Origin of the sequence: Streptomyces sp. NPDC093094, assembly GCF_044754345.1 — a bacterium.
Classification (GTDB): Bacteria; Actinomycetota; Actinomycetes; order Streptomycetales; family Streptomycetaceae; genus Streptomyces.
The window spans coordinates 110,081-126,002 of the sequence record NZ_JBIVOX010000021.1 but is presented as its reverse complement, the minus strand read 5'-3'; the positions used below and the strand labels follow the sequence as shown (position 1 = coordinate 126,002).

Annotated in this window: 13 protein-coding genes and 1 pseudogene; 9 read left to right on the top strand and 5 right to left on the bottom strand. The window is 73.5% G+C overall.

Features of this window, described 5'->3' with window-relative positions:
- Nucleotides 1-1,200: pseudogene (locus ACIQGV_RS33255) on the top strand (hypothetical protein); the annotation flags it as partial.
- Nucleotides 1,201-1,213: 13 nt separating this feature from the next.
- On the opposite strand, the gene ACIQGV_RS33250 reads toward ACIQGV_RS33255, so the two are convergent.
- Complete coding sequence (locus ACIQGV_RS33250; protein ID WP_402501376.1) at nt 1,214-1,822, bottom strand: dihydrofolate reductase family protein; 609 nt, start codon at nt 1,820-1,822, stop codon at nt 1,214-1,216.
- Nucleotides 1,823-1,920: 98 nt separating this feature from the next.
- Here ACIQGV_RS33250 and ACIQGV_RS33245 point away from each other — a divergent pair, with 98 nt between their 5' ends.
- From ACIQGV_RS33245 to ACIQGV_RS33230, 4 genes are all read left to right on the top strand, one after another.
- Entirely contained in the window at nt 1,921-2,151 is a 231-nt protein-coding gene (locus tag ACIQGV_RS33245; RefSeq protein ID WP_402501373.1) for a hypothetical protein, read from the top strand.
- 221 nt (nt 2,152-2,372) lie between these two features.
- Nucleotides 2,373-3,644: a cytochrome P450 gene (locus tag ACIQGV_RS33240; protein ID WP_402501370.1), complete on the top strand. Its 1,272-nt coding sequence runs from the start codon at nt 2,373-2,375 to the stop codon at nt 3,642-3,644.
- A gap of 245 nt (nt 3,645-3,889) precedes the next feature.
- Nucleotides 3,890-4,900 (top strand): aldo/keto reductase, encoded by a 1,011-nt coding sequence (locus tag ACIQGV_RS33235; RefSeq protein ID WP_402501395.1) that lies wholly within the window; start codon nt 3,890-3,892, stop codon nt 4,898-4,900.
- Nucleotides 4,901-4,950: 50 nt separating this feature from the next.
- The gene (locus tag ACIQGV_RS33230; protein WP_402501366.1) at nt 4,951-5,370 is read left to right on the top strand and encodes an SRPBCC family protein; all 420 of its coding nucleotides are present in this window, start codon (nt 4,951-4,953) and stop codon (nt 5,368-5,370) included.
- A 71-nt stretch (nt 5,371-5,441) separates the two neighbouring features.
- Here the strand turns inward: ACIQGV_RS33230 and ACIQGV_RS33225 are convergent, their stop codons facing one another.
- From ACIQGV_RS33225 to ACIQGV_RS33215, 3 genes are all read right to left on the bottom strand, one after another.
- Entirely contained in the window at nt 5,442-6,110 is a 669-nt protein-coding gene (locus ACIQGV_RS33225; RefSeq protein WP_402501391.1) for a CoA transferase subunit B, read from the bottom strand.
- A gap of 1 nt (nt 6,111) precedes the next feature.
- On the bottom strand, nt 6,112-6,888 hold the full coding sequence (locus tag ACIQGV_RS33220; RefSeq protein WP_402501363.1) for a CoA transferase subunit A: 777 nt from the start codon (nt 6,886-6,888) through the stop codon (nt 6,112-6,114).
- 207 nt (nt 6,889-7,095) lie between these two features.
- Complete coding sequence (locus ACIQGV_RS33215) at nt 7,096-8,592, bottom strand: PHB depolymerase family esterase (RefSeq protein ID WP_402501360.1); 1,497 nt, start codon at nt 8,590-8,592, stop codon at nt 7,096-7,098.
- A gap of 276 nt (nt 8,593-8,868) precedes the next feature.
- Between ACIQGV_RS33215 and ACIQGV_RS33210 the strand changes: the two genes are divergently transcribed.
- The 3 genes from ACIQGV_RS33210 to ACIQGV_RS33200 all read left to right on the top strand — a co-directional run bounded on the left by ACIQGV_RS33210 (nt 8,869) and on the right by ACIQGV_RS33200 (nt 13,392).
- Complete coding sequence (locus ACIQGV_RS33210; RefSeq protein WP_402501357.1) at nt 8,869-9,663, top strand: 3-hydroxybutyrate dehydrogenase; 795 nt, start codon at nt 8,869-8,871, stop codon at nt 9,661-9,663.
- 297 nt (nt 9,664-9,960) lie between these two features.
- The gene (locus tag ACIQGV_RS33205; protein WP_402501354.1) at nt 9,961-11,325 is read left to right on the top strand and encodes an MFS transporter; all 1,365 of its coding nucleotides are present in this window, start codon (nt 9,961-9,963) and stop codon (nt 11,323-11,325) included.
- A gap of 126 nt (nt 11,326-11,451) precedes the next feature.
- On the top strand, nt 11,452-13,392 hold the full coding sequence (locus ACIQGV_RS33200) for a helix-turn-helix domain-containing protein (protein WP_402501351.1): 1,941 nt from the start codon (nt 11,452-11,454) through the stop codon (nt 13,390-13,392).
- Nucleotides 13,393-13,655: 263 nt separating this feature from the next.
- On the opposite strand, the gene ACIQGV_RS33195 is transcribed toward ACIQGV_RS33200, so the two are convergent.
- Nucleotides 13,656-14,339 carry a TetR/AcrR family transcriptional regulator gene (locus tag ACIQGV_RS33195; protein WP_402501348.1) on the bottom strand — a complete coding sequence of 228 codons (684 nt, stop codon included), beginning with the start codon at nt 14,337-14,339 and terminating at the stop codon, nt 13,656-13,658.
- A 183-nt stretch (nt 14,340-14,522) separates the two neighbouring features.
- Between ACIQGV_RS33195 and ACIQGV_RS33190 the strand changes: the two genes are divergently transcribed.
- The gene (locus tag ACIQGV_RS33190) at nt 14,523-15,764 is read left to right on the top strand and encodes a choice-of-anchor Q domain-containing protein (RefSeq protein ID WP_402501345.1); all 1,242 of its coding nucleotides are present in this window, start codon (nt 14,523-14,525) and stop codon (nt 15,762-15,764) included.
- The last annotated feature ends 158 nt before the right edge of the window (nt 15,765-15,922 follow it).

Sequence of the window (15,922 nt, the reverse complement as noted above, 5' to 3'; positions counted from 1 at the left end):
GCCCCCGTGGAGTCCCTGATGCCGCTGCGCCTGGCCCGCTACGGCGTCCCCCTGGCCGAGACCGCCCCCGCCGGCCTCGCCGCCGCCGGCATCGATCCGGCACGTCCGGCAGCGGCGGAGCAGTACACGGTCGAGCAGGTCACCGTGCCCGGCCCGCGCGAGGGTTCGGCGGCCGTCGGGGCCGCGCAGCCCGGCACGCTCCGGACGGCGGGGCCGGTCCAGGCCCTGGAGCAGGCGGCACCCGTTCCGGCGGCGGGGCCCCGGCCCGTGCTTCAGCCCGGCGACGAGACCGTCGAGCGGTTCGCCGACGCCTACGCGGCCTTCGTGGAGCAGTTCCAGATCCAGCCGACCCCCACGCAGTGGGCGTTCTGGCTCCGGGACACCCTCGGGCTCTCCACCGCGGCCGGCGACCCGCTGACCGACGAGCAGGTGCAGCCCCTGCTGCGGGCCCTCAAGGAGCGCTACGCCCCGGGGGAGGAGTCCCCGGCCGGGACGGCGGACGAGCCGCCCACGGACGAGCTGCCCACGGACGAGTGGTTCGACTACTTCCTCAACGCCTGGCGTGCCTACCGCGACGAGACGGGCACCGCCCCCGGAGCGGACGCGCTGGCGGCGTACGTGTACCGCCAGGACGGCGTCACCGGCGCGGACGGCGGGCCCGTCACCGGTGAGGACCTCGCCGACTACGTCGCGGCGATCGTCGAGCGCGAGCAGGCCGGCACCCCGGACGCACCGGCCCCGCAACGGCAGAAGCCCTCGGAGACCGCAGCGGCCCCGCAGACACAGACCGAGAAGGCCGCCGGGCAGGGGAAGCCGGCCGAGGGAGCGGAGCTGACCGCCCAGGACCGCTACTACCTGGCCTGGACCGCGTACCAGGACGAGCACGGGACCGAGCCCGGCGACGAGCAGCTGTCGGCGTACCTGACCGCGCAGGGTCTGCACGGCCGGGGCGGCAAGCCGGTCGGCCCGTCCGGCCTGCGGCGCCACTTCCTGCGGTGGCGGGTCTACAGCGTCTGGGCCGAGCAGCGGCTGCGCACGGAGGAACCGTCCGCGACGGCCGTCGCACGGGCGTGCGCGGCACGCGGGATCACCGGTCAGTACAACCGGCCGGTGAGCGCGGAGTACGTGGCCGGTGAGGCGGGGGACTTCGAGCGCCGGTGGCGGGCCCTTGCCCGGTACCGTGCCCAGGCGCAGCAGTGACGCCCCGCCCGGCTCAGGACAGCACGCGATAGGTCACATGGGTGACCAGCGTGGCCGGCCGGGACGACACCTGCTCCAGCTCCAGCGGCGGCACGCCCTCGAACAGCCGCGTGCCGGTGCCGAGGGTGAAGGGCACGATGTGCAGCCGCAGTTCGTCGGCCAGTCCGGCGGCGAGGTACTGGTTGATCGTGTGCGCGCCGCCGTGGACCAGGACGTCGCGGTCGCCGGCCGCCGCGCGTGCCTGTGCCAGCGCCGGCTCGATCCCGTCGGTGACGAAGTGGTACGTGGTGCCTCCCTTCATCGGCTGCGGCTCGCGAGGGTGGTGGGTGAGCACGAACACGGGTGCGCGGAAGGGCGGTTCCTCGCCCCACCAGCCGTTCCACTCCCGGTCCCACCCGCCCCGCACGGGGCCGAACATGTTGCGTCCCATGACGAAGGCCCCGGCATCCGCCAGCCGTTCGATCTCGGCCCGGTTCTCGTCGGGAGTGTCGAACATCCACGCGTGCAGCCGCTGCCCCGACCCGTCCCCGCCGTCGTCCCCGAACGGCCGCTCCTCCGTCTGGTTCAGCCCGGACGAGAACCCGTCCACCGACATCGTGATGTCACAGATCACCTTGCCCATGTCTTCTCCTCCTGCCCGGGGCCGGCCCGGAACAGAAGCAGCATGCCGCACACCCGGCCCCGCGCCGGGCACGACAGGCGACCGGCCTGGCGGAGCACATGCGGGCGCACGGGGGCGGGGATCTCGACGCCCACGTCGAGGAGAACGAACTGGAGTACACCGTCCTCGACGAGGCCCGCGCGTACGTCGAGGCGCTGTGCACGGCCTCGACGACCTGGACCTGCTGCGAGGAGCGCGAACGGCAGCGCAGCGGAAGGACGCGGGCAGACGGCGCTCCCGAGGGGCGCGGGCAACGGCGCTGCCGCCGAGGGGCGCGGAGAACCGCGTGACCCCCTGCCCCGCCCGTACCCGGCGGCACCCCGTCGTCGCCGTCGTCCTCGCGGCCCGGCCCTCCCGCCGGGCTCGACCGGCGCGGGGAGGAGGGGGATCGGGCAAGGAGAGCAGAACGCGGACGGCGATCGCGGACGGTGCCGCCCGTGTCACCCCTGGCTATCATGGGCGGAGTTCGGATCGCCTGAGCACTCGGATCGCCTGAGCAGGGGGAGACTCCTTGGCCGCAGCCCTGCCCGCCGAGCCCGTTCCCGAAGTGCCGACGTCGGAGGTCGCCCGGTGGCGTGAGGCCGGAGGGCGGACGGTCGACCTGCTCGTCCGCGCACACCGGCTCGGACCCGTCAGCGCCGTTCCTCTCGGCGGACCGCCCACGGTGCTCGCCACCTCCCCGGCCGCCGTCCAGCAGGTGCTGGCCCGCCGGGCGGACCGCTACGTCAAGCGCTCCCACCGGATGAAGCACCTGCTGGGCGAGGGCCTCATCGCCGCGAGCGGTGAGCGGTGGCAGCGTCAACGGCGCCTGCTCCAGCCACGGTTCACGGTTCAGGGGATTCGCCGCTACGAGCAGCCGATGCGGGACGCGGCCCGGCGGACCGTGCGGGACTGGACCGACAGCGCCCGCACCGGCCGGCCCCGGGACCTCGCCGACGACATGCAGCGCTTCTCCTTCGACGTCATCTGGCGCTGTGTGACGGGCCTGCCGGTCGACGAGGACACCCGGCGGCAATGGCGGGCCGCCGACCGCATCGTCACGGCGGTCGCGGCGCTCGGCCCGGCCGCCGGGCACCCGCAGCCCGACGCCGGTGCCGACCTGGCCGAGGTGGAGGCCGTCGCCGAACGCGCCGTCGCGGCCGCCCGAGCCGGTTCCGGTCCGAGCCTGCTGGACGTCCTGTTCTCCTCCGGCGCCGGGCAGACACCGCGGCAGATCCGCGACGAACTGGTCACCCTCCTCGTCGCCGGCTACGAGACCACCGCCACCACGCTCCTGTGGCTGCTGCTCCTTCTCCATGAGCACCCCGACCGGCGCACGGAGGTGCTCTCCCACGGCCCGGCCGGCTCGCCCGCCCGGACCGAAGCGATCCGCGCACTCGTCCGCGAGACGCTCAGGCTCTACCCCACGGCCTGGCTCATGCCCCGCCACGCCCTGGAGGACGACATCCTGGACGGCCACCGCATCCACGCCGGAACCACCGTCCTGATCTGCCCCTACCTCACCCACCGGGCCCCGGACGTCTGGCCCGACCCGCTGGGCTTCCGGCCCGGGCGCTTCCTCGGCCGGGCCTCCTCGTCGGCGCCCGGCGCCTATCACCCCTTCGGTCTGGGGCCCCGCGCCTGTCTGGGAGCCCAGTTCTCCCTCCAGGAGATGACGATCCTCCTGGAAGCCCTGCTCCCGGCCTTCGAGTTCACCCTGGAAGCGCCCCCTCCCGAGCCCGTCTTCGGCATCACCATCCACCCTGACGGACCCGCGCCGGCCACCATCACCGCGCGCGGGTGAGCGGGGCGCGTACGCCCGTCGCTGCGCGCCCTCCGGCCTTCGGGACCGGCACCACCGCCTGGAGGGCGGCACTTCGGCGACGACATCTCGACGACGGCATCTCGCGTGCGTCCGGAGCGGCGAACGGCGAGGGGTGACCGAGGCCGCCCTTGCATTAGCCCGCGCATGCAAGTATTGTTTTCACCTGTAAGGCGCGTCTGCAAGTAAAAGTGGCGCCCATGACCTCCCCCCGCAAAGGCACCGACATGTCGCTCACCCCCCTCCTTCCCGGCCGCCTCGGCTTCGGCACCGCCCCGCTCGGCAACATGTTCCGCGCGATCCCCGACGACGAGGCCCGTGCCACCGTCGAAGCCGCCTGGGACCACGGCGTCCGCTTCTACGACACCGCCCCCTTCTACGGCGCCGGTCTGGCCGAGACCCGGCTCGGCGAGGTTCTCGCCGGCAAGCCCCGCGACTCCTACGTCCTGTCGACCAAGGTCGGCCGGGTCGTCCTCGACGAGCACGAGACCGCGGCCCGCGACCTCGGTGAGAAGGGCGGCCTGTTCGAGCACGGCAACCCGAACAGGATCGTCCACGAGTGGACGGCCGAAGCCACCGAGCGCTCCGTCGAGGACAGCCTGAAGCGCCTGGGCACCGACCGCCTCGACATCGTGTGGGTCCACGACATCGCCCAGGACTTCCACGGCGACCTGTGGCTCCAGAAGTTCGAGGAGGCCCGCACCGGCGCCTTCCGTGTCCTGTCCCGGCTGCGCGACGAAGGCGTCATCAAGGCATGGGGCCTCGGCGTCAACCGCACCGAGCCCGTCGAGCTGACCCTGGCGCTTGACGAGCCCCGCCCCGACGGCTTCCTCCTCGCCGGCCGCTACACCCTCCTCGACCACGAGCACGCCCTCCAGCGGCTGCTGCCCATGGCCCAGGAGCAGGGCGTCGGCATGGTCGTAGGCGGCCCGTACAGCTCCGGCATCCTCGCCGGCGGCACCCACTTCGAGTACCAGCAGGCCCCGGCCGAGATCGTCGAACGCGTGGGGAAGCTGAAGGCGCTGGCCGAGCGGCACGGCATCGGCATCAAGGCCGCCGCCCTGCAGTTCTCCCTCGCCCACCCGGTGTCCGCCGCCGTCGTCCCCGGCGCCACCCGGCCCAGCCGTATCGCCGAGGACACCGCCGCCCTGGACGAGCACATCCCCGCCGCGTTCTGGACGGAGCTGCGCGAGGCCGGCCTGGTCAGCCCCGCCGCCCCGCTCCCGAACGGCGTCTGACCCCCGCCTCCACCCCTTTCACGCCCTTCGCACGACCCTCAGGAAAGACCATGGCATCCACCTCCGTCAGCCGCGTCCTGCCCGCCTCCCCGCAGCAGGTCTGGGACCTCGTCGGCGGCTTCGACGCACTGCCCGACTGGCTCCCGTACATCCCCGAGAGCACCGCACTCGAAGGCGGCCGGGTCCGCCGGCTCACCAACCCGGACGGCGACGTGATCGTCGAGCGTCTGGTCGGCTTCGACGAGGCCGGGCGGAACTACACCTACGCCATCCTCCAAGCCCCGTTCCCCGTCACGGGGTACCTCTCCACCCTCCGCGTCCACGCGGTCGCCGGCCGGGACGACCTGGCCGAGGTCCAGTGGTCCGGCCGCTTCACCCCCGACGGGGTGAGCGACGCCGAGGCGGAGGAACTCTTCGCCGGGATCTACCGCGACGGCCTCGCGGCCCTGCACCGGGCGCTCTCCGTCTGAGAGGACCGCCCGTCGGACCACCCGGCCCGGACACGCCCCACACGTGCCCGGGCCGCGGTGCGGAACGCGCCTCAGCCCCCCGGCGCCTCGGCCCCCGCCTCGATTCCCGCGGGCACGGTCAGGTCGGCGCCCGTCGCGGAGCGGACCTCGTCGACGGTGACTCCGGCGGCGAGTTCGGCCAGGCGGAAGCCGTCCGGGGTGATGTCGACGACCGCGAGGTCGGTGATGACACGCTGGACGACGGCCCGGCCGGTGAGCGGCAGGGTGCAGGTGTCCACGAGCTTGGGGCTGCCGTCCCTGGCGGTGTGCTCCATGAGGACGACGATCCGGCCGGCGCCGTGCACCAGGTCCATGGCCCCGCCCATGCCCTTGACCATCCTGCCGGGGATCATCCAGTTGGCCAGGTCGCCCGAGGCCGACACCTGCATGGCGCCGAGCACGGCCGTGTCGATGTGACCGCCGCGGATCATGCCGAAGGACAGCGCGGAGTCGAAGAACGAGGCGCCGGGCAGGGTCGTGACGGTCTCCTTGCCCGCGTTGATCAGGTCGGCGTCCAGTTCGTCCTCCGTCGGGTAGGGACCCACGCCGAGGATGCCGTTCTCGGACTGCAGGACCACCTCGACGCCGGGCGGCAGATGGCCGGGGACGAGGGTGGGCAGACCGATGCCGAGGTTGACGTAGCTGCCGTCGGTGAGTTCGCGTGCGGCACGGGCAGCCATCTGCTCACGGGTGAGGGCCATCTCAGACACCGCCTTCCTGCCGGACGGTCCGGCGCTCGACGCGCCGCTCGGCCGCGGGGTCACCGGGTGTCACCCGGACCACGCGCTGGACGAAGACACCGGGCAGATGGATCTCGTCGGGGTCCAGTTCGCCCGGCTCGACGAGATGGTCGACCTCGGCGACGGTGATCCGCCCGGCCATGGCGGCCAGTGGATTGAAGTTGCGGGCGGAGGAACGGAAGACCAGGTTGCCGTGCCGGTCCGCGACGGTCGCGCGGACCAGCGCGAAGTCGGTGGTGATGGCGTGTTCCAGCAGATGGGGGCGCCCACCGAAGTCCCGGGTCTCCTTGGCGGGAGAGGCGACGGCGACCGAACCGTCGGCGGCGTGACGCCAGGGCAGTCCGCCCTCGCCGACCTGCGTCCCGGTCCCCGCGGGGGTGTAGAACGCGGGGATGCCGGCGCCTCCGGCCCGCAGCCGCTCCGCCAGCGTCCCCTGCGGCACCAGTTCCACCTCCAGCTCGCCGCTGAGGTACTGGCGGGCGAACTCCTTGTTCTCGCCCACGTACGAACTCGTCATCCGGGAGATCCGGCCGGCGGCGAGCAGCAGCCCGAGTCCCCAGTCGTCGACGCCGCAGTTGTTGGAGACGATCCGCAGGCCGTCCACCCCGCGCTGCCACAGGGCGTCGATCAGCGTGCCCGGTATCCCGCACAGCCCGAAGCCGCCCACCGCGAGCGAGGCGCCGTCGGGGACGTCGGCCACCGCCTCCGCCGCGCTCGCGACTGTCTTGTCCAGACCCATACGGTCCCTTTCCCTCGGGCGGCCGGGGCGACCGTGCTGGTCGGAACCGGTGCCAGTACAAGCGACGGGCAGCGAGCCTAGGGAGCACGACGAGGGGCGGCCATGGCTGTCGTCCACACAGCGGCCCCCTGCCGTATGGCGGTCGCCCCTGCCCCCCGGCCCCGGCGGAAGGACACCCGCCGGGGCCCGCGGACGGGGGAGGAGAGCTCAGGCCGGGCAGCCGGAGTCCGCGACGGCATAGTGGTCCGGCGCGGTCCGCTTCAGGGTGTGCGTGGTGAACGTGTTCCACAGCCCCATGGCCTGACCGGAGCCTCTGGCGTAGGTGTGGCCGCCGCTTCGGTAGGCGCGTCCGGCGGCGGTGTGGTCGTAGTTGCTCGCCGTGTGACAGGTCGGCGTGAACCCGGTCGTGGTCGCGGTCACCGCCGGGGAGACCGGCCCGGCCGCGCCCGCCGCGTCCACGGCCGCCACGGCCCAGCTGTACGTCGTGCCCGTGGCCAGACCGGTGTCGGTGTAGGCCGCCGACGTGGCCGTGCCCGTCCTCGTCCCGTCGCGGTACACCTGGTACGACGCCGCCCCTGCCACCGTGTTCCAGGTCAGGGCGGCGCCGGTGTCGGTGGTGCCGGTGACCGTGAGTCCCGTCGGCGCGGGCAGGGACCCGGTGTCCGGGGCGTCGCCGTCGAGGCCCCAGAAGCGGGCGGTGTGGTAGCCGGAGCAGATGGTGTCGAGGTAGTAGGTGCCGGTGCTGCCGCACTGCTCCGGACCGCCGCCCGGGTCGACGGCGAGTCCGTGCGCCATGCCGGAGACGGAGTAGACCTCGACGGCGGGGCTGCCCGAGGCGTCGTCGTACACGCTCAGCGTGGTGCCCGCGGTGAGGCTCTCGGTGCGGGAGGGCGTCTGGCCGATCCCCCACACGTCCGTCCACTGGTCGCGCAGTTCAGTGGCGTTGGCGGGCCGCACGGTGGTGTCGGCGGTGCCCTGCCAGATCGCCACGCGCGGCCAGGACGCGGTGCCGGCGGGAGCGGCGGAACGCACGAGGGCGCCCCACTGGGCGGGGGTCCTGTCCGCCGGGCTGTACATGCAGGTGTACGCGGCGGACACGCTGCTCGCGCAGTACGCGGGCAGTCCGGAGGCGATCGAACCGCCCGCGAAGACGTCGGGGTAGGCGGCGAGCATGTTCGCGGTCATGGCGCCGCCGGCGGACAGGCCGGTGATGTAGACGCGCCGGGCGTCGCTGCCGTACCGCGAGATCGCCTCGCCGACCATCTGCCTGACCGACAGTGCCTCGCCCCGGCCGCGCGCGCTGTCGCCCGGCTCGAACCAGTTGAAGCACGCGTTGGCGTTGTTGGCGCCGGACGTCTGCGGGAGGACCAGCGCGAAGCCGTAGCGGTCGGCGAACTGCGGCCAGCCGGAGTGGGCGGAGTAGTCGCTCGCGCTCTGCGTGCAGCCGTGCAGGGCGATCACGAGCGGGGCGCCGGCCGGCAGCGCGTCGGGCGCGTAGACGTACATGGACAGATTGCCGGGGTTGGAGCCGAAGCCGGTCACCTGGACCAGGCCCGCGGCCGACGCCTGCGGACCGGCGGCGATCAGACCGCCCGTGAGGGCCAGTGCTCCGGCCGCGGCGGTCACCCAGCGGCAAAGACGGCGGACGCCGCCGAGGACACGGGGGCCTCCGGCGGGGCGGGGCGGAGGGTACGGCTGTCCCATGACGACTGCCTCCTGGGGGAAGGGGAAGGGGAAGGGGAAGGTCCGGACCGATGCCGGCGTGGCGTGCATCGTCGGCCCGCCCCCGCCGGAATTGGCATGGTCCGGACAACCAGGATTCGGGGAGGTCCTGTGTGACGGCCGTCCATGGCAGCACGCGACCGGCCGTGCAGAGCGGGGGCGGACCGGCCCCATGGTGCACGACACCATCCCCGTGCCTCGGTTTATGTCGTGCCCCCACATGGGACGAGCTGCCGGTGCTCCCTACTGTTTCCCGCCATGACGAACACGTTTCCCACCCCGGCACCTCTGCCGCCGCCCTCCGCGCCGGTCGACCTGAGCGGGCGTACGGCGCTGGTGACCGGCGGCGGCAGCGGCATCGGCCGCGCCTGTGTGCTCGCCCTGGCCCGGGCGGGGGCCGCCGTGCACGTCGTCGACCGGGACGCGGCCGCGGCCAAGGCCGTGGCGGAGATCGCCGGAGGACAGGCGCACGTGGCCGACCTCTCGGACCCGGGCGCCGTCGACCTGCTCCCGGCCGAGGTCGACATCCTGGTCAACAACGCCGGCCTCCAGCACGTGGCACCGCTCACCGAGTTCCCGCCGGAGCGCTTCGAGCTGATCCAGAAGGTGATGGTCACCGCCCCGTTCCTGCTGCTGCGCCGCACCCTGCCGCACATGTACGCCCGCGGCTGGGGCCGGATCGTCAACGTCTCCAGCGTCCACGGCCTGCGTGCCAGCGCCTACAAGTCCGCGTACGTCGCCGCCAAGCACGCCCTGGAGGGCCTGAGCAAGGTCGCCGCCGTCGAGGGCGCCCCGCACGGCGTGACCAGCAACTGCGTCAACCCCGGCTATGTGCGCACACCGCTCGTCGAGGGCCAGGTGCGCGACCAGGCCGCCGCCCACGGCATCGGCGAGGACGACGTCCTCGCGAACGTCATGCTGGCCCGCTCACCCGTCAAGCGCCTCCTGGAGTCCGAGGAGGTGGCCGCCGCCGCCCTGTGGCTGTGCAGCCCCCACGCGGGCTGCCTCACCGGCGCGTCCCTGCCGCTCGACGGCGGCTGGACCGCGACCTGAGCGACCTGATCGACCTGAACCACCGTCCGCCGCGGACCCGTACGCGCCTCCCGTCGCCGTCGCCGTCGCCGTTGCTGTCGCCGTCGCCGTCGCCGTCGCCGTCGCCGTTGCCGTCGCACCCCTGCGCCCCGCACGTCCCGCAGTCCCTGTCCGTCCCGTACGTCATGCAACGCCTTCCGGCCCCGTCCCGTCCGTCCCGTACGCCTTCCGGCCCCCGTCCCGTACGTCTTCCGCTCCCCGTACGGCCCCGTCCCCGCACAGCCCCGCCCCTGTCCCGTTCGTGAAACCGGTGAACCCATGTCTGACACCACCACGCCGCGCGGCGGCATCGGCCGCATCGTCGCCGCGAGCCTGATCGGCACCACCATCGAGTGGTACGACTTCTTCCTCTACGGCTCCGCAGCCGCCCTCGTGTTCAACACGTTGTTCTTCCCCACCGCCGACCCGCTCGTGGGCACACTGATCGCCTTCATCACGTACGCCATCGGATTCGCCGCACGCCCTCTGGGCGGGGTCGTCTTCGGACACTTCGGCGACAAGATCGGCCGCAAGAAGCTGCTGGTGGTCAGCCTCCTGATGATGGGCGGCGCGACCTTCGCCATGGGCCTGCTGCCCACCTACGACAGCATCGGCGTCGGCGCCCCGGTCCTGCTCACCGTTCTGCGCCTGATCCAGGGCTTCGCCCTCGGCGGCGAGTGGGGCGGGGCCGTGCTGATCGTCTCCGAGCACGGCGGCGACAAGAACCGCGGCTTCTGGGCGTCCTGGCCGCAGGCCGGCGCGCCCGGCGGCAACCTGCTCGCCACCGGTGTGCTCGCGCTGCTGGCCGCGTTCCAGTCGGAGGCGGCCTTCCAGTCCTGGGGCTGGCGGGTCCCGTTCCTGCTGTCCGGGGTCCTCGTCCTGATCGGCCTGTGGATCCGTGTCTCGGTGTCCGAGTCCCCGGTGTTCCTGGAGGCACAGGCCAAGGCGGAGGCCGCCGCCGCGCAGGGCGTGAAGGACAGGGCCCCGGTCGTCGAGGTGTTCCGGCGCAGCTGGCGCGAGGTGCTGTCGGCCATCGGCACCCGGTTCGGCGAGAACATCTCCTACTACATCCTGACCTCCTTCCTCCTGGTGTACGTCACGGTGCATCTCGAACTGCCCAAGAGCACCGCGCTGAACGCCGTCCTGATCGGCTCCGCCGTGCACTTCGTGACGATCCCGCTGTGGGGCGCGCTCTCCGACCGCCTCGGACGACGGCCCGTCACCCTGATCGGCTCCGTCGGCATGGCCGTGTGGGCGTTCGCCTTCTTCGGCCTCGTCGACTCCACGTCGTTCCCCGTGATCACCGCCGCCGTCACCGTCGGCCTGCTGCTGCACGGCGCGATGTACGGGCCGCAGGCCGCGTTCATCTCCGAGATGTTCGACACCAAGGTCCGCTACTCCGGTGCCTCCATGGGCTCCCAGCTCGCGTCCATCGTCGCCGGTGCCCTCGCTCCCATCGTCGCCGTCGAGCTGCTGAAGGACTACGGCTCCTCGACCCCCGTCAGCATCTACCTCTGCGTCGCCGCCGTGATCACCACCGTCACGGTCGCGGTGACCCGGGAGACCCTCGGCCGTGATCTCGCCCGCTCCCGGGACGAGGAGACGGTCACCGCTCCCACCGTGACCACGGCCGACCGCGTCTGACCGACGCACGCCACGGTCCGTGGCCGCCCGGTCCGCCGCGCCGCGGACCGGGCCTCACGCCGTCCCTCCAGCAAAGTCGCGCCTCCAGAGAAGTCGCACAGCCGCCCGCCCGGGAGGAGACCCTCCATGACCACAGGCCCCGGAACAGAGGCCCCCGTACCGGCCCCTGCCGAGGCGGCCGCCCACCGGCTGCTGGAGCTCCTCGCCGCCGGCGCGCCCGCCGCCGAACTCGCCGCCCAGCCGGCCCGCTCACGCGCCGAGGGGGTCGCCGGGACGGACCTGGCCCGGATCGGGGAGATCACCGAAACGGCCCTGTCCGTACGGCGCGCACTGGACCAGCACCGCCGCCGGGAGGCCGAACTGGTGGCGCTGTTCGACACCGCGGGCGACCTCGCCGGACTGCGCGACCTCGATGCCGTGCTGCGCGCCATCGTCCGGCGGGCGAGGACCCTGCTCGGTGCCGACGTCGCCTACCTCACGCTCAACGACGCGGCGGCGCACGACACGTTCATGCGCGTCACCGACGGATCCGTCTCCGCCGCCTTCCAGCAGCTCCGTCTCGCCCTGGGGGAGGGACTGGGCGGCCTGGTCGCGCAGACCGCCCGCCCGTACGCGAGCACCGACTACCGCACCGATCTGCGCTTCCGGCACACCGGGACGATCGACGACGGCGTGGCGGAGGAAGGGCTGCGCGGCATCCTCGGGGTTCCCCTGCGGGTCGGCGAGGACATCATCGGGGTGCTGTTCGCGGCCGACCGCACCCCGCGGGAGTTCACCCCCGACGCCATCGCCCTCCTCGGCTCGCTCGCCGACCACGCCGCCGTCGCCATCGACAGCGCCCGGCTGCTGGAGGAGACGCGCAGCGCCCTCGCCCGGCTCGAAGCCGCCAACGCCACGGTCCGCGCGCACAGCGAGGCGCTGCACCGGGCCTCCGACGCCCACGACCGGCTCACCAGACTGGTGCTGCGCGGCGCGGGCATCGACGACATGGCCGCCGAGATCGCCGCGCTGCTCGGCGGCGAGATCGCCGTCCACGACACCGACGGCAGCGAACTGGCCCGGACCTGCGCCGCCCCGGTCACTCCCGTCGCGGCCAGCCTGGCGGCCTCGCAGACCGACGGCCGCGCGATCCACGCGGACGACGTGTGGACCTGTGCCGTACTGGCCGGGACCGAGCCGCTCGGCAGCATCGTGCTGACCGGACGGACCGGGCTCTCGGAGGCCGACCGGCGCCTGTTCGAACGCGCCGCGCTGGTCACCGCGATGCTGCTGCTGATGCGCCGCTCCGTCGCCGAGGCCGAGGACCGTGTGCGCGGTGAACTCCTCGACGATCTCCTCGCGGACCCCGCCGCGTCGGCCCGCCCCGACGGCGGAAGCCTGGCCCTGCGCGCCCGGCGCCTCGGCGTCGACCTCGCCCGTCCCCACGCGGTCGTGGTCCTCGACTGCGCGCCGCCGCTGCGCTCCCGGCTCATGAACGAGGCGGCCCGCGCGGCCCGCCGGGTCGAAGGACTGGCCGGCACCCGGCACGGCCACGTCGTCCTGCTCGCGCCGTGCGACCGGCCGGGGGTTCTCGCCCGCGGCCTGGCCGCCGACCTCGCCCGGGTCCTCGGCACGCCCGTCACCGTGGGCGCCGCCGGTCCCGGCCACGGGCCCGACCCCTACGCCGCCGTCCACGCCGAGGCGCTGCGCTGCCTCAGGGCCCTCCATGCCCTCGGCCGCACCGGCGAGGGAGCCGACATCGCCGACCTGGGCTTCATCGGTGTCCTGCTGGGCGACCGGGCCGACGTCGGCCCGTACGTCGAGCGTGTCCTCGGCCCCGTCCTGGTCTACGACGCCGAACGCGGCACCGAGCTGATGCGCACCCTGCACGCGTACTACGACCACGGCGCCAGCCTCTCCCGCGCCAAGGACGCCCTGCACGTCCACGTCAACACGGTCGTCCAGCGGCTCGACCGCGTCGCCCGGCTCCTCGGCCCCGGCTGGAACACCCCTGCCAGAGCCCTGGAGACCCATCTGGCCCTCCGCCTGCACCGCCTCACCGAAGGCACCGACGGAGCCGGCCCCTGACCCGGCCCCCGACGCCCGCGTGGCGTGGGACAGTTGGGCCGGCGCCGCCACGACCACGCTTCCCGGCGACGGTCCTGGAGCCAGTGCCCCAGGGCCTGTCTGGCCATTCCCGTCTGCCGCGCGACGCCGTGCACGCACTCTCGCCGCACCGGCCCCGGACCCGAGTACGTCCAGTACGAGGGCCTGGAGCCGGCACGCCGAGAGCACGCACCTGACGGCGCGCGGCCGCCCTTCGGGCGACGACGCGAAGGGTCAGACAGGCCCTAGCCCTCTCCGGGTGCCTCCGCCGGATCGGTGACGCCGAGCAGGGCGAGACAGATGTGCAGCACGGAGTCCTCCAGGGCGGGGACCCCGGCGGTGTGCCCTCGCCGCAGACAGCGGCAGACCGCCTCGTGCGTGGCGTCGGCGGCGGCGATGTAGTGCGCACGGGGGACACGGCGGTGCCCCGGAAGCCTGGTGCGCCAGGCACGCATGGACTCGGCGAACCAGGACCGGCACGCGTCCTGGTGCTCCTGCGCCCGGCCGCCGGCCGTCGCCGTCTCCAGGAGGAACGCCCTGGCGAATTCCGGCTCTTCGGCGATCAGCCGGAGGTAGGCACGGACCGAGGCGCGCAGCGTCGCGACCGGGGACAGGGACTGCGCCGCCGACTGCGCGAACGACGACCGGAGCCATCTGATCATCAGCTCGCGGCTCGTGTCGGCGGCGGCGATGAAGCACTCCTCCTTGTCGGCGAACAGCGCGTAGAACGTCTTGCGGGACACGCCCGCTCGCGCGGTGACATCCGCCACGGTGGTGGCGATGTAGCCCTTTTCGGCCACCACGACCGTCATCGCGTAGAGGAGCCGCTGCCGCTGCGAGCCCGTCACGAGCTCCTGCGCGAGTCCGTGCGGCCCCCGTGGCAGGTGCGCCAACTGAGGCTTCAGCAGGGGCCGGATCGAATCTGTCATGACTGCGAAGCATTCTGATACATGTTGTGTACGCGAGTGTTTCTCACTCTGTCGCACGACGGACAGCCGCCGGACGGGACGGCCGCTGGACGACAGCCGGGACCAGGCAGACAGGACCGGACGGACAGGGCCGGACAGCCAGGACCAGGCGGACAGGACCAGACAGACAGGAGAAAGGCACCCATGAAGAAACCGACTGCCCTTTCGTCGTTCCTCGCCCTCTCGGCGGCCTTGGCGGGGACCGCCCTGGTGGCGCCGGCCCCCGCCCACGCGGATGCCGGGCCCGCGACCTTCACGGTCGACTCGACCTCGGACGCCGTGGACGCGGACGCGTCCGACGGCATCTGCCGCACCGCCGCCGGGGCCTGCACCCTGCGTGCGGCGGTCATGGCGGCCAACGCCCGTCCCGGCAGCACGATCGTGCTGCCCGCCGGGCACTACCGGCTCGCCATCCCCCCGGACCCCCGCTACCTGAACACGCGCACCGCCGACCCGACCACAGGCGACCTGAACGTCACCGCGCCGACCGCCTTCCGGGGGGCCGGCGCGCGGGAGACCGTCATCGACGCCGACCACGTCGACCGGGTCTTCCGCATGGGAGCGGACACCACGCTGTCCGACCTCACCGTCACCGGAGGCGAGGCCAGGCAGCGGGAGGTGCCGGTCACCGACCCCGGCGGAGGCGGCATCGCCAACAGCAAGAACATGACGCTGCGCCGCGTCGCGGTGACCGGGAACACCGCCGGCTACGGAGGAGGCATCTTCAACATCCCGGACTCCCATCTGACGCTGATCGAGAGCACGGTCAGCGGCAACACGGCCGGCGAGGCCGGCGGCATCCGGTTCGACGACACCGGCACCGTGCTCAACTCGACGATCGCGGACAACAGGGTGACCGACGACTGGGACCGGCCGGGCAGCCTGTCCGGATACGGAGGCGGCATCGACATCCGGGGCACCGGCCTGGTGGACATCCGCAACTCCACGATCACGGGCAACACCGCCACCGACGGCGGCGGCGGGATCAACATCGCCCCGGCCTACCTGGACAGTCTGCCCCCGGAGGTCACCGACGTCGTCGACGTGCCGCTGGGCCACCTCGCCCTGCGGAACACCCTCATCGCCGGGAACACCGTCGGCCGGGCCTCCGGCGACTGCAAGAAGGCATTCGCCGCCATCGAGTCCCGGGGCGGCAACCTCGACAGCGGCAACAGCTGCGGTCTGACGGCCGAAGGCGATCTGCCCCGCCGCGACGCCCGGCTCGGCCCTCTGGGCGATCACGGCGGGCCGACGGACACCGTGGCGCTGCTGCCCGGCAGCCCGGCCCTCGACGCCGCGTCCGACTGCCCGTCCACCGACCAGCGAGGAGTCCCGCGCCCCCAGGGCCCGGCCTGCGACATCGGCGCCTTCGAGCACCGGCCCTGACACAGGGGAAGGAAGCCGGACGTGGGGGGGGGGGGGGCGGGGGGGGGGGGGGGGGGGGCGGGGCGGGGGCGCGGGCCGGGGGGGGGGGGGGGGGCCCCCCACATTGAGAACCAGAATTGCGGGGTGGTGAAGGGGCGGGGCGGGCGGACGGACGAGGT

Excerpts from the sequence above, each read along its gene's own strand:
- ACIQGV_RS33205 (WP_402501354.1), top strand. The coding sequence starts at position 9,961 with ATGTCTGACACCACCACGCCGCGCGGCGGCATCGGCCGCATCGTCGCC.
- ACIQGV_RS33215 (WP_402501360.1), bottom strand. The coding sequence starts at position 8,592 with ATGGGACAGCCGTACCCTCCGCCCCGCCCCGCCGGAGGCCCCCGTGTC.
- ACIQGV_RS33245 (WP_402501373.1), top strand. The coding sequence starts at position 1,921 with ATGCGGGCGCACGGGGGCGGGGATCTCGACGCCCACGTCGAGGAGAAC.
- ACIQGV_RS33235 (WP_402501395.1), top strand. The coding sequence starts at position 3,890 with ATGTCGCTCACCCCCCTCCTTCCCGGCCGCCTCGGCTTCGGCACCGCC.
- ACIQGV_RS33250 (WP_402501376.1), bottom strand. The coding sequence starts at position 1,822 with ATGGGCAAGGTGATCTGTGACATCACGATGTCGGTGGACGGGTTCTCG.
- ACIQGV_RS33220 (WP_402501363.1), bottom strand. The coding sequence starts at position 6,888 with ATGGGTCTGGACAAGACAGTCGCGAGCGCGGCGGAGGCGGTGGCCGAC.
- ACIQGV_RS33195 (WP_402501348.1), bottom strand. The coding sequence starts at position 14,339 with ATGACAGATTCGATCCGGCCCCTGCTGAAGCCTCAGTTGGCGCACCTG.
- ACIQGV_RS33210 (WP_402501357.1), top strand. The coding sequence starts at position 8,869 with ATGACGAACACGTTTCCCACCCCGGCACCTCTGCCGCCGCCCTCCGCG.
- ACIQGV_RS33190 (WP_402501345.1), top strand. The coding sequence starts at position 14,523 with ATGAAGAAACCGACTGCCCTTTCGTCGTTCCTCGCCCTCTCGGCGGCC.
- ACIQGV_RS33230 (WP_402501366.1), top strand. The coding sequence starts at position 4,951 with ATGGCATCCACCTCCGTCAGCCGCGTCCTGCCCGCCTCCCCGCAGCAG.
- ACIQGV_RS33225 (WP_402501391.1), bottom strand. The coding sequence starts at position 6,110 with ATGGCCCTCACCCGTGAGCAGATGGCTGCCCGTGCCGCACGCGAACTC.
- ACIQGV_RS33200 (WP_402501351.1), top strand. The coding sequence starts at position 11,452 with ATGACCACAGGCCCCGGAACAGAGGCCCCCGTACCGGCCCCTGCCGAG.